Source organism: Burkholderia sp. GW821-FHT14F03 (assembly GCF_058803765.1).
The window spans coordinates 18,178-31,965 of the sequence record NZ_JBXAPG010000065.1; the positions used below are offsets into that span (position 1 = coordinate 18,178).

A 13,788-nucleotide genomic window follows, 5' to 3' on the forward strand; every position below is an offset into this window, starting at 1 on the left:
GTGAATGACCGGTCAGACGAAACTGAGCGCGTCGACGATCTCGACCCGCGTCGCGCGATACGCCGGGTACGCGGCGCACAGCACGGCGAAGCCCATCACGACGAGCGCGATCAACGCCATGCGCAGCCAGTCCAGGTCGATCTGCAGCAGCACCTGCTGCGACGAATTGGGCGGCACATAGCCGATCTGCGCGGCATTGAGCGCGGCCGCGACGACGAGCGTGACGACGAGCCCCAGCAGTGCGCCGAGCAGCGCGATCCAGAAGCCCTCGAGCGCGAACAGCCTGACCACGCCGCCGTGGCTCAGGCCCAGCGCGCGCAGCGTGCCGATCTCGCGCGTGCGCTCGACCACCGCCATCGACATGGTGTTCGCCACGCTCATCGCGGAGATCACCAGCACGATGCTGGCGATGAACGAGAAAATCATGTCGAACAGCCCCTTCACCTGGGTATAGAAGCTCGACAGCTCCTGCCAGGTCCGGATCTCGACGTCGAAGCCGGCGGCCCGCAGGCTGGCTTCCAGGTCCGTGCGCGCCTGCGCGGTCAGTTCGGCGCGATCGAGCAACACGACGAAGCGCTCGACCGCGTCGGTGTTCATCAGCGACTGGGCGAGCGCGAGCGGCACCAGCACGTACTTGTCGTTGGTGCCCGCGCTGCCGGTATTGAAGACGTCGGACACTTCCGCGTCCACCGCATTCGCCTGGCCGTCGAAGGTCGACGCGAGCAGGCTGAACACCTCGTCCTTCTTCAGGTTCAGCAGCTTCGCCAGATCCTCCGACACCGCGACGCCGTTTTCGCGGTGCGCGTTGAGCCGCCCGCTGGCGTCGCCCGGGCTCGCGGCGCCCAGCGCGTCGTTGTGCGCGGGCACGATGCCCTCGCCGATGAAGATGGTCGACGCCTGGCCGTTCGACGCCAGCCCGTCGAGGCTCAGGCGCGGCGACACGAGCTTCACGCCCGGCTCGCGGTAGATGATCGACTCGACCTTGCGGGTCTCCTGCGGCGAGAACAGGTAGCGCTTCGGCTTGAGCTTGCCCTCCAGCATGAAGCCGCGCTTGAAGATGGTCAGGTGCCCGAGCCGCTCGCCCATCACCGCCTGCTGCTCCAGCCCCGCGTAGACGTTCGCGATATAGCCGCTGAACAGGTTGATCGCCGCGAGCCCGAACGCGATCGCGATCAGCGTGACGACGCTGCGGCGACGGTTTCTGAACGCGTTCTTGAGCGCCAGTACAAAGGAATGCATCACAGCTCACCTCGATCGAGAAGCTGGCCGTCGCACAGGGTCAGGCAACGGTCCATATAGCCCAGCGCACGTTCGTCGTGCGTCGAGAACACGAAGGTCACGCCGTGACCGCGATTGAGCCGCTGGAACAACTGCATCGCGGCGCGGGTGTTCTGGCTGTCGAGACTCGCCGTCGGCTCGTCGGCGATCACCAGCTGCGGCTCGGCGATCAGCGCGCGCGCGATCGCCACCCGTTGCCGCTGGCCGCCGCTCATCTGGTCGGGGCGCTTGCGGATCTGCTGGGCCAGCCCGACCTCGCCGAGCAGCGCCTCCGCCCGCTCGCGCTCGGCCGGCGTCGGCTGGCCGTTGAGGCGCAGCGGCAGCAGCACGTTGTCGAGCGCGTCGAGCACCGGGATCAGGTTGTAGCTCTGGAACACGAAGCCGATCGCGCGGCGGCGACGCGCCGCGTACTCGGCCGGGGTCAACGGGGTGGTCGATTCGCCGAGCAGTTCGAGCTCGCCTTGCGACGGCCGGTCGAGCAGGCCAATCAGGTTCAGCAGCGTGGTCTTGCCGCTGCCCGACGGCCCGACGATCGCCAGCATCTCGCCCTTCCTGACCGTCAGGTCGATGTGGCTGAGCGCCGCGACGTCGCGATACTGCTTGCTCACGCCGATCAGGCGCGCGATCGGCGCGTCGTCCGGCGCACGCGCGCCGGGCGAGGACAGGTCATGCCATGCGGTTTTCATGAGGTCACCAAGGAAGCGGCGGGAACAGGGCCGTTCGGCAGCAGGAACACCCTGCCCTGCCGTCCGGGTTCGTCGGCATGACGCAGCGCCTGCGCGATGGCGTCCAACGGATAGGCGGCCGCGATTTCCGTGCGCAGCACGCCGGCGCTCAGGAGCGCGACCGCTTCGCCAAGCAGTGCGTCGCGCTGCGCATGCGTCATGCGCGACAGCCGCTGCGTGAGCCAGAAGCCCTTGAGCGTCATGCCGTGAAAGATCAGCGCCTCGCTCGCGAGCCGCACCGGCTGGCCCGACAGCATCCCGTAGTTGACGATCGTCGCGCCGGGTTCGAGCAGCTCGGCGAGCCGCATCACGCCGTCGCCGCCGACCGCGTCGAGCGCGAGCGGCGCGGCGTCGCCGCCCATCGCGGCCCGCGCGCGCCGCGCCAGCTCCGGGCCGTCTTCGACGGCGGCGTCGCCGCCGGCGGCGAGCACCTGGGCGACGGCCTCCGGCCGCCGCACGATGTTGAGCGTGCGCAGGCCGTCCTGCCGGGCCACCTGCATCACGGCCCGTCCGACGCTCGACAGCGGCGCGTTCTGGACCAGCCATGCGCCGCGCGCGAGCGGCAGATGGCGCCGCACCAGTTCGAGCGCGGTGCACGCGCTCACCTTGAGCGACGCCAGCTGCAGCACGTCCAGTCCGGGCGCGACCTTGTGCACGAGCGACGCGGGGATGCGGCGGCGTTGGCACCAGTTATCGTTGCCGACCAGGATCACCCGGTCGCCCACCGCGACCTCGCGCACCGACGCGCCGCATGCCGCCACGCGTCCGACGGCCTCGAGGCCGAGCGTCGCGGGCAGCTTCGGCAATTCGCCGTAGCGGCCGGCCAGCCGGGCCAGGTCGGCCGGGTTCACCGCGCAGGCCTCGACGTCGACCAGCACGTCCCAGGCGGACGGCGGGCCGGGATCGTCGACCTCGCAGCAGCGGGCCGCCTGCGCGGGGCGGCCGAAGGCATCGAAGCGGATCTGTTTCAAATCAACCCCTTGCTGGCCGGCGCGCGCTGCTTCAGCGCCGCGAGCAGGTCGATCGTCGTGTCGATCTGTTCCCGCGTGTGCGCGGTGTTGAGGAAGAAGCGCAGCCGCGCGGCGTCGCGCGGCACCACCGGAAAGATCATCGGGAACGTGAAGATCTGCCGCTCGAACAACTGCGCCGTCAGCCAGAGCGCCAGCTCGGCGTCGGGCAGCATGATCGGCACGACCGCCGAGCCGTGGCTCATCCCGATGTCGAGGCCCGCCTGCTGCGCGCGCGTGCGGAAGTAGTCGGCGTTCTCCACGACGCGGCGCGCGCGCTGCGGCTCCTCGCGCATGATGCGCAGCGCCTCCAGGCCCGCGGCCGCGTTCGACGGCGTGAGCGACGCGGCGTAGAGGCCGAGCCCCGGCGCGTAGTGCTTGAGCATCGTGATCAGATCCTTGCGGCCCGCGACATAGCCGCCCACCGTCGCGAACGCCTTGCTCATCGACGCGTAGTGGATGTCGATGTCCGCGCCGTCGAGCCCGAAATGGTCGACCACGCCCAGCCCGCGCGGGCCGATCACGCCCATCGAATGCGCCTCGTCGACCATCAGGAGCGCCTGGTGCCGCCGCTTGATGTCGATCAGGCGCGGGATGTCGGGAATGTCGCCGTCCATGCTGAACACGCCTTCCGTCAGGATCAGCACGCGCTCGAAATGAGCGCGGTGTTCGACGAGCAGCCGCTCCAGCGCGTCGTAGTCGTTGTGCGCGAACGCGAAGCGGCGCGCGCCGCTCAGCTTCGCCCCGGTCAGCATGCTGTTGTGCACCAGCTCGTCGTACAGCACGAGATCCTGCTTGCGCGCGAGGTAGCCGATCGCCGCGACATTGGTGCCGTAGCCGCTGACGCCGAGCATCGCATCCTCGACGCCCAGCACCTCGCTCAGCATCCGTTCGAACTCGCCGTACAGCGGGATCTCGCCCGTGATGATCCGGCCGGAGCCGGTCGAGGTGCCGTACACGTCGATCGCCTGCTTCGAAGCAGCCTGCACCCGCGGATCGCCGGACAGGTCGAGATAGTTGTACGAGGAAAAATTGACGACCTGGCGCCCCGCGATCTCGATCTCCGCGCCGGCGAAGCCGGCATGCTCGCGGTACATGTTCCACTCATAGCCCTGCTTGTCGTAATACCAGCGGGTGTTCGTGTATTCGCGCAGCTCGGGAAAATGCGCGAAGTCGTAATGCTCCGGCCCGATCTTCACCTTGCTCGACGCGGCGCGCGGCAAGATCGCATCCTCGCCGGCCGCGCTCGCCTTGCCGAGCAGGCTGGCGCGCAGACGCTCGACGTGCAGTTCTGGTTTCATGCTCTGGGTTCCTTTCGTTGGACGCGTGCGGGTCGGGTTCAGGCGGCTTCGCTCTGCGCGGCTGCTTCGCCGAGCCCGAGGTGGCCGAGGGTCTTGTCCGCGATCGCGCGGATGGTCAGGTCATCGAGAATCTCGAGCACCGACACGCCGATGCCGAGGTCGCGACGCAGCAGCGACTGGATCTCGGTCGCCATCAACGAATCGACGCCGAGATCGAGGATCGGCCGGTCGACCGGAATCGCATCCGCCGCCGTCTCCAGTTCGTCGGCGATCAGCGACGCGATCAGGCTCGCCAGCACCGTGAAGCGATCGCCCGCCGGCAGCGCCGCCAGCTCGACGCGCAGGCGATCGCCGGCGTCGGCGTTCGCCTGTGCGTCGGCCGCGATCAGGTCGGCGTAGCGCGACGATTCGCCCGCCCGGGTCTCGTAGCGCCCCCAGTCCGCCCAACTCGTGATCAACGTGATGCCGAGCTGCGTGACGCCGCGCCGCATCGCGCGTTCGAGCCAGTCGAGCGCCTCCGCCGACTCCATGCCGCGCAGCCCCATGTAGCGCATGAACTGTTCGAGCTTTTCGTCGCGCGTGACCACGCCGACGTCGGCGATCGCCCCCCAGTTGATGCTGGTCGCCGGCAGCCCGAGCGCCCGACGGTGCCACGCGAGCCCGTCGAGGAAGCCGTTCGCGCTGACGTAGCTCGCCTGGCGGCTGTTGCCGACCAGGTTCGCGATCGACGAATACATCACGAAGTGATCGAGCGGCATCGCGCGCGTCGCCACGTGCAGCAGACGTGCGCTTTCCGCCTTGCTGCGCATCACCTGCAGCAGGTGTTCGGGCGCGAGATCGACGATCGGCTCGTCGATGATCACCGCCGCCGAATGGAACACGCCGCGCAACGGCGGCGCCGCCTCGGCGAGCGTCGCGAACAGGGCGCGCACCTCGGTCTCGTCGGCGAGATCGGCGCTCATGCACAGCACGGTGGCGCCGCGCGAACGCAGATCCGCGACGAACGCGCCGCGCTCGGGCGTATCCGCACCGGTGCGCCCGACCAGCACGACATGCCGCGCGCCCCGCTCGACCAGCCAGCGCGCCGTCTTCTGGCCGAACCCGCCGAAGCCGCCGGTAACCAGATAGCTCGCATCGGGCTTGAAGCTCGCCGTTTGCAGCACCTGGACCTGGAGCGCCTCGGCGGCGTCGTCGAATTCCACGATCAGCGGAATGTCCGCATCGGGCAGTGCGAGCTTGCGGGTCGCCAGGTCGGTGATCGACACCGACAGACTGTCGCTCGGCGGGCAGCCGCCGGCGGCGACATGCGACACCGCCCAACGCAGCGCCGCCGCGAAGCGCTCGGCGCGCTGCGTCAGCACCGACAGATCCGCCCGCACGATCGACGCCGCCGCGTGCGGCACCGTGAACGGACGCGTGGACGGCTCGGTGTCGATCAGCACGCCGCCCGTCGCGAGCGCGCGCCAGCCGAACCGGTCGCCCCACGCGGCCATCGGCCCGACAACGGCGTCGAAGCCGCGTCCGCCGGTGCCGTCGAGCACGGCCGCTTCCAGCGCCGCGTGCGAGGCCGGCACCCGCGTCTGACCAGGCGCCTGCGCGGCCGCGCCCGGCGCGGCCAGCAGCGTCGTGCGGATGCTGCGCCGGCGCAGCGCCGCGTCGACCGCCAGGCCCAGCGCGTCGGCTTCGACCAGCACGTGCGCATCGGCATCGAGATCGGCCTGTTCGACGAGACGCGCCGCGATCGCTTCGCGTACCGCGACGAACAGCAGTCTCGCCTCGTCGACGCCGGCCGGCAGTTCGATCACATGGAACGCCGAGCGCGGCCCGCGCAGATGGCTGGCGAACTCGGCGGGCGCGAGGCCGTAGACGCGCTGTCCGACCCGCAGGTCGGTCACCGCGGCGCCCACGCCCGACACCGTGCCGATCACTTCCACGTGATCCTGGTCCAGCGTCTGACCGTTCGAAGTGCGCAGCCCGGCCATCGTCAACGCGACGCGCGCGACCTTCAATTCGATCTCGCCAGCGCGCAACGGCTCGCGCGGCACCTCGATCAGCTTGACGCTGCCGGGGCTGCCGTCCTGCTCCTCGGCGCTGCGCACGCACACCGCGCGCTCGCCGCCCAGCGGCAACGCTTCGACCAGCGGCTCGGCGAGCCACGGATTCACTTCGAGACGGCTCGCGAAGCGGCGGCCACGACGGATCGCCACCTCGTCCTCGGCCGCATCGCACACCAGTTCCAGCACGGCCGCGCGGACGTCGCCGTCGGTGGCGAGCGCGGGCAGGTCGAGCGTGCCGAAACGCATCCCGTCGATCTCGTTGAAGGCGACGCGGGCGAAGCCATTCAACGCGGTCTGCGCGGGCTGCACCGGCGGATCGCTTTCGGTCACCCGGAACGCGTCGCGGGTCACCACGTAGGCGCGCGGCCGCTGCGCCGCCGGCAGGCCCGCCAGCTGACGCGTCACGGCGAGCATGAACAGCAGCGCCCGGGTGCCCGTCGGATCGTCGCCTTCGAGCGTCGCGTGTCCGCCGTGCACGAACACCACGCCGTCCATCGAACCGACGGTGGCGAGCGCGTGCTCGATGTCGCCCGCCGCGTCGACGCGCACGACGGTGCGCTCGTCCTGGATGCCGGGCGCGGTCCCGGCGCACAGCCGCGCGCAGACCCGCGCGCCGAAGCCCTCCAGGCCCGACGCGAGCTGGTCGGCCAGCACCCGGCTCGCCTCGTCCTCGACGACCAGCCAGTGTCCGAGCCGCTTGGGCTCGGACAGGTTGCCGGCGTCCGCCCATTCGTAGCGCGCCATCTGCAGCTTCACCGGATCGCCGAACGCGTCGGTGCGCGCGAGCTTCGTCGACGAAGCGGTCACGCGCATCCCGCGAATCACGGCGAGCACCGCGCCGGCGTCGTCGCAGAGCGTCAGGTCGGCGTCGACGTGGGTCGGCCCGGAGCGCACCTGCACCGCCTCGCACCAGTAGCGGGCGGGCAGCGCCGGCACGAGCAGCCGCAATTCCTTGAAGCCCGTCGGCAGATACGTGACGTCATTGCCGTCGAGCAGGCCGACCAGCACCTGGAAGCACGCGTCGAGCATCGCCGGCTGCGCGCGGTAACCCGCGCCCGACAGTTCATCGGGGCATTCGATCCGCGCCAGCACGCGTCCGCCGGCGCCGCCCGCGTACAGCGCGCGCACGGCCCGGAAACTCGGCCCGTACTGCAGGCCCAGACGCGACAGCCCGAGATAGAACGCCTCGGGTGGCTGCTCCGCGCCGAGCGACGCCTTCAGCGAGGCCAGATCGATGCGCCGGGTCTCGGCCGTCTGCAATGCGCCCACCTGGCCCGTCAGATGCAACTGGCCCTCCCCGATCTTGCCGCTCTCGACGCTGCGGATCGACACGTGCCCCGTGTCGCGCGCATAGCGGGACACATAGTCGACCGCGCGGTCGTTCGAGATCACGAGCGGCGCGCGGATCTCCACGTCGCTGATGCGCCAGCCCGGCGCGTCGGGATGCACGACCGCCGCGACTTCGAGCAAGGTCTCCACGTACCCGGCCGCCGGCATGATCGGCACGCCGGAAATCACATGCTCCTTGAGGAAGGCCAGCGCCTGGTGTTCGAGATCGTTGACCCAGATGTCGGTGGCCGGATGCTGCTCGCAGCCGAGCAGCGGCAGGTCGGTCGGGCTCACGCGCTGGTACACCGCGCGCTCGGTTTCGAGCCAGGTGCGCTCGCGCTGCCACGGGTAGGTCGGCAGCGCCGTGCTGCGGCCCGCGCCGTTGAGCGGGGTCCAGTCGATCGCGCAGCCGCACGCGAACACCTGCGCCACCGCGCGATGCACGCGTGCGCGCTCGGGCTCGTTGCGCCGCAGGGTCTCGACCACGCGGATGTCCTTCGCATGCTGTTTCGCGCAGTCGCGCAGCGCGCTCGACAGCACGGGGTGCGGGCCGACCTCGACGAACGTGACGAAGCCGTCGTCGAGCAGCGACTGGATCGCGCCGAGAAAGGCGACCGGCCGGCGCACGTTCAGCGGCCAGTAGTCGGCGCCGAACGACGGCCCGGTCGCGCGCCGGCCGGTCACGGTCGAGACCAGCGGCAGCGCGGGCTCGCGGGCCACGATGGGCCGCAGCGACGCGCTCAGCTCGTCGAGGATCGGATCCATCAGGTAGCTGTGATACGGCACCTCGACGGCCAGCACGCGGTTGAACACCTCCTGCGCGCTCAACGCATCCGCGAGCGCCTCGATCGCCGCCGTCTCGCCCGACAGCGTCAGCGTGTTCGGGCCGTTGACGGCCGCGATCTCGACGCGCCCGACGAACGGCGCGAGCCATGCCTCCATCTCGCGCGCGCCGAGCCCGACGGCCAGCATGCTGCCGCTGCCGGCCGTCAGCGCCTGCAGGCGGCTGCGCTCGTAGCTCACGCGCAGCGCATCCTCCAGGCTCAGCGCGCCGCTCACGCAGGCCGCGGTGACCTCGCCCACGCTGTGGCCCACCACCGCGCCCGGCCGGACGCCCGCGGCGCCAAGCAGCGCGGCGAGCCCCCACTGGATCATGAAGTTCGCGGGCTGCGCGTAGGCAGTGCGCGTGATTTGCGATTCGGCCTCGCTCTTCAGCATCTCGGCGACGATGGAGAAACCCGCGATGCGCTGGAAGATGAGGTCCGCCTCATCCACCGCCGCCCGATACAGCGGCTCGTCGCGATACAGCTCCTGGCCCATCGCCCACCATTGCGGCCCCATTCCGGTGAACACCCAGACCGGGTCGGTGCGGCCGAGCGCGGCCTGCTGGCCGGACACGACCTGCTCGGAGAGCTCGCCCTGCGCGAGCGCGTCGAGCCCGCGCCGCAGCTGCGCGCGATCGGCGCCCGTCACGACGGCGCGGTGCGTGAGCGGCGCGCGCTTGAACGCCGCCGAGTGCAGCAGATCCGTGAGGTCCGCATCGGGCGTCGCCAGCTGCGCGTCGTAGCGGCGGGCCAGCGCCTTGAGCGCCGGGCCGCTGCGCGCCGACAGCGGCAGATAGAGCGGAAAGCCGGCGGGGCGCGTCGGCGCCCTGGCCGGCGCGGACGCGGCGGGCGGCGCCGAGCGCAGCACCACGTGCGCGTTGGTGCCGCCGTAGCCGAACGAATTGACGGCGACGAGGAAGGGTTCGTCGGGCACGGCGAGCGGGATCGGCGCATCGGCGAGCCGCACACCGATCTCCTCGAACGGGATGCCCGGATGCGGCGTCTGCAGATTGCCGAGCGGGAACGCCTCGCGATGCATCAGCGTCAGCACCGCCTTGATCACGCCGGCGATGCCCGCGCCCGCTTCCAGATGGCCGATGTTGCTCTTGATCGAGCCGAGCACGACGCGCGCGTCGCCCTGCCGGTTCGCGCCGTAGACCGATCCGATCGCGGTCGCCTCGATCGGATCGCCGACCGCCGTGCCGGTCCCATGGCACTCGACATAGCGCACCTGCGCCGGGTCGATGTCGAACCGCTCGCAGACGTCCCGGATCAACAGGCTCTGCGCCTCGCTGCTCGGCATCGAGATGCCGGGCGTGCGGCCGTCGGAATTCACGCCCGCGCCCGCGACGGTCGCAAGGATCGTGTCGCCGTCGGCCAATGCGCGCTCGAGCGTCTTGAGCACCACGATGCCGCCGCCTTCGCCGCGGCCGTAGCCGTCGCCGCGGGCGTCGAACGATTTGCATTGTCCGTCGCGCGACAGGAATTGCCCCTTGCACATGCCGATCGGATACTCGGGGCGCGTCATGATGTTCGCGCCGCCGACGACCGCCATGTCGCATTCGCCGGACCAGATGTCGCGACAGGCGTAGCTGAACGCGACCAGCGACGACGAACAGGCGGTGTCGATCGACAGGCTCGGCCCGCGCAGGTCGAACGCATGCGACAGGCGGTTGGCGAGCATCGTCATCATCATGCCCGCCGCGGTATTGGCGTTGTGGCGGGTGCGGTTCGTCACCTGCATCAGCGTGATCATGTGGTCGAGCATGAAGCCGCCGACATAGACCCCCACCTTCTTGCCGGCATGCGCGGGCAGGTCGAGCCCGGCGTTCTCGAACGCTTCCCAGATCAGTTCGAGCAGGAGCCGCTGCTGAGGATCGAGATTCTCCGCGACGCGCGGCGGCAGATCGAAGAACTCCGCATCCATCGACCGGACGTCCTGGCTCAGGAAGTTCCCCTTGTCGACGTAGGCCTTGCCCTTCGCGCTTTCGTCGGCCGCGTAATAGCGCGCGGCGTCCCAACGGTCCGACGGGATGGGCCCAGCGGTCACCCGGCGCGCGCGCAGCGCGGCCAGCAGGCCGTCGAGATCGTCAATTCCCCCTGGAAGCCGACAGGCCATCCCCACCACCGCGATTTCTTTCATTATTCGTCATCCAAAATAATATGAGTTCAAGCAGACGTAACAGGATGTGAGTAAATCACATGGATTGTTTCCTCTACTGTTCGCTACATGACTGACTCGCTTTAGCAATCCTGATCAACTCGGATTGCCTGTTTATCTGTAAACCCGATCCTGAATCGGCTTGCTTGTTACGAAACGGAAACGTCGCCGATCGAGGGGATCACGAAGGCGCGACGCAGGTGGATTTTGAGATGGCGCGGGCCTGCGCGATGCGCGCAGGCGGCATGTCGGAGGCAGGCGTTCCGTCGGGGGAGGAAGCAATGCGCTTGAATGCGACGGGATCAGATACGCGAACTCAAGCGATGGCGGAATGAGCATGAACGGCTGAAGAAACCGCATGCCGGCCCCGATCATCCTGCAGGAGCCTGCTTCAAGAAATGACCGGGGCCGTACCGAGGAAATGCGCGGTGAATTGCGTAGCGAGCGACTACGAATTGATGATGACGCGGGCCCGTCGACGCGTAAAACGTCTCACCGCCGTTGCATTACAAAATCGTCAAAAAAACGCTATGTATGGCTTACTGATACGTCATGGTGAAGGTCAGCACCGCGTTCGCGCTGCCGGCCGTCACGCTGGCGGCCGTCTGGTAGTACGCGGCCGTGAGCGGGATCGTGTAGGAGCCGCCCGTCGTCTTGCTGTAGCTCGTCAGTGTGTATTGCGTGTTGTATTTCAGCGCATTGCCGCTGCCGTCCTTCAGTTGCAAACCGATGCCGGTGGCCGTCGAACCGCTCGACAGCGCCAGCACCCCGTTGGTGGCGTCGAGCACGGCATTGACCGGGATGAACTGATACTGGATCGAGTTCAGCCCCGTCGGGCAGGCATTGACCGCCACGTTGAATGCCTTGGCCGGCGTGCTGGTCGAGCCGATGCCCTTGAAGGCCGACTGCATGTACGAACCCATGGTGACCGTCACGTTCGGCGTGGTGCACGCCGCCACGGTGACGGCAGTCTGGGTCAACGAATACGACACGTGGTTCGCGGTGCCAACCGTATACTGACTGTTGACGTTTGACGCCGTCACGGATGCCCCCTCGAACAGTACGCCGCCCGTCACCGTCCCCGCCGTGATGGGCCCAGTCTTGACCAGCGCCGCCCGGGCCTGGCCACCATTGGTGACCGTCCCGCTCGAACCGTTTTGGTTACAGGCACCGCCCGTCCACGGGCTGGGAAAATAAGACGCCGGTGTACCGAGATCCAGCCATGACGTGTACCAGCCACACCCGTTCGCGAAAGCACTCACGCCAATCGCAACCCCGACACCGGGCACATTGGTATTCCAGACCGTATAGGTGCCACCGCTCGGTCCGGCTACGGTCATGCCCGCTTTGGTCAGCGACAGCGGTTCGAAAGCCATGCCCGAGGCGGCCGATCCCGACACCGTGCATTTGTAGAAATTGTTGACCTGTGCGGTGGTGATCCAGGAGGTCAGCACCGTTCCGACCGCGGCGTCGCGCGGAACCGTCACCGAAGTCGGCATCGAGAGCGTCACCGTCTGCGCCGTGCCCGTGCAACTGACGCTCTGGGCGAAGGTCGCACGCGAACCGAAGCCCAGCATCAACACCGCCAGCGCGAGCAGCCAGAACGCCAGGCCACGCGCCGATTTCGCCTGCCTGCGTATCGCGGCCGGCTTCTCATTCCATTTCATAATCTTTCCCAGGCTTTTCGGAGGGCGCGAACGATGTCGAATCCGACGCCCCCGCATGACCGAATGCATCGATGCGCAGACCACGACCGGGCGTCATGCGCCCGGCAGCATCCCTCGCCTCGACGGTCGCCACCATGACTTACTGATACGTCATGGTGAAGGTCAACACCGCATTCGCACTGCCGGGCGTCACGCTGGCAGCCGTCTGGTAGTACGCGGCCGTGAGCGGGATCGTGTAGGAACCGCCCGTCGTCTTGCTGTAGCTCGTCAGTGTGTACTGCGTGTTGTATTTCAGCGGATTGCCGCTGCCGTCCTTCAGTTGCAAACCGATGCCAGTGGCCGTCGAACCGCTCGACAGCGCCAGCACCCCATTCGTGGCGTCGAGCACGGCATTGACCGGAATGAACTGATACTGGATCGAGTTCAGCCCCGTCGGACAGGCATTGACCGCCACGTTGAATGCCTTGGCCGGCGTGCTGATCGAGCCGATGCCCTTGAAGGCCGACTGCATGTACGAACCCATGGTGACCGTCACGTTCGGCGTGATGCACGCCGCCACGGTGACGGTGGTCGAGGACAGCGAAAACGACACTTGATTCGAGGTAGCGATCGTAAACGCACTCCCGCTGGTCTTCGTCGCTGACGCCCCCACGAACAGCGCGTTGCCCGTCACTGTGCCCGGCGTGATGGGACCGGTCTTGACCAGCGCCGCCTGGGCCTGGCCACCGTTGGTGACCGTGTAAGTAGCACCGGTTGTGTTGCAAACGATCCCCATCCAAGGAGAGGGATACGACGAACTTGGCGTTCCGAGATCCTGCCATGGCTGCCATGCACAACCGTTCGCGTAGGTACGCGTGCCGATCGCAATGCCAACGCCAGGCACATTCGTATTCCAGACGGTATAAGTCCCACCATTCGGCCCGGGCACGGTCATGCCGGACTTGGTCATCGACATCGGGTTGAAGAGCATACCTGCGACCACAACACCCGATACCGAGCAAGAGTAATAGTTGCTGGTGGCCGGGGTACTGGCCCACGCGGTCAGCACCGTGCCGACCGCGGCGTCGCGCGGCACCGTCACGGAAGTCGCCATCGGGATCGTCACCGTCTGCGCCGTTCCCGAGCAATTGATCGTCTGGGCGAATACCGTGCGCGCCCCCAAGCCGAGCATCAGCACGGCCATCGTCAACAGCCAGAATGCCAGGCGGCCAAACCCTCGCACCGTTTTCGCCTGCCGGCGCGCCGCGGCCGACTGCTCATTCCGTTGCGCGCTCGTCCCCGTGTCCGACGCACCGGCTCCGCTTATTGGGTGCATACCGCCTCCGCATCCGTCCAGCGCTGCTTGCTCGACTTGTCGGCCATCGGCAGCGTGTATGTCAGCGAGCACGCCTCGCCGGCCGCATCGCCCCACTTCACCTGCAGGGTGCCGGTATCGGTCT

8 protein-coding genes are annotated in these 13,788 nt (G+C 68.4%); all 8 read right to left on the reverse strand.

The features are described 5' to 3' along the window. Positions 1–12: 12 nt before the first annotated feature. A complete protein-coding gene (locus AC1RQF_RS30155; RefSeq protein ID WP_273995559.1) occupies positions 13–1,239 on the reverse strand; it encodes an ABC transporter permease in 1,227 nt (408 codons plus the stop codon). Continuing rightward, the gene (locus tag AC1RQF_RS30160; RefSeq protein ID WP_273995561.1) at positions 1,239–1,964 is read right to left on the reverse strand and encodes an ABC transporter ATP-binding protein; all 726 of its coding nucleotides are present in this window, start codon (positions 1,962–1,964) and stop codon (positions 1,239–1,241) included. The genes AC1RQF_RS30155 and AC1RQF_RS30160 overlap by 1 nt, the downstream gene beginning before the upstream one ends. After that, complete coding sequence (locus tag AC1RQF_RS30165; protein WP_273995563.1) at positions 1,961–2,974, reverse strand: zinc-dependent alcohol dehydrogenase family protein; 1,014 nt, start codon at positions 2,972–2,974, stop codon at positions 1,961–1,963. The genes AC1RQF_RS30160 and AC1RQF_RS30165 overlap by 4 nt, the downstream gene beginning before the upstream one ends. Then, on the reverse strand, positions 2,971–4,311 hold the full coding sequence (locus AC1RQF_RS30170) for an aminotransferase class I/II-fold pyridoxal phosphate-dependent enzyme (protein WP_273995565.1): 1,341 nt from the start codon (positions 4,309–4,311) through the stop codon (positions 2,971–2,973). Before AC1RQF_RS30170 ends, AC1RQF_RS30165 begins: the two co-directional genes overlap by 4 nt. 38 nt (positions 4,312–4,349) lie before the next feature. Next, positions 4,350–10,664, reverse strand: coding sequence for an SDR family NAD(P)-dependent oxidoreductase (locus tag AC1RQF_RS30175; RefSeq protein WP_492873727.1), 6,315 nt, complete (start codon positions 10,662–10,664; stop codon positions 4,350–4,352). A gap of 557 nt (positions 10,665–11,221) precedes the next feature. After that, positions 11,222–12,349, reverse strand: coding sequence for a fimbrial protein (locus AC1RQF_RS30180; protein WP_492873729.1), 1,128 nt, complete (start codon positions 12,347–12,349; stop codon positions 11,222–11,224). Positions 12,350–12,488: 139 nt separating this feature from the next. Beyond that, positions 12,489–13,532 carry a fimbrial protein gene (locus AC1RQF_RS30185; RefSeq protein WP_273995570.1) on the reverse strand — a complete coding sequence of 348 codons (1,044 nt, stop codon included), beginning with the start codon at positions 13,530–13,532 and terminating at the stop codon, positions 12,489–12,491. A gap of 119 nt (positions 13,533–13,651) precedes the next feature. Next, positions 13,652–13,788, reverse strand: a 137-nt coding sequence (locus tag AC1RQF_RS30190; protein ID WP_492873730.1) for a FimD/PapC C-terminal domain-containing protein, incomplete at its 5' end; no start/stop codon positions are given.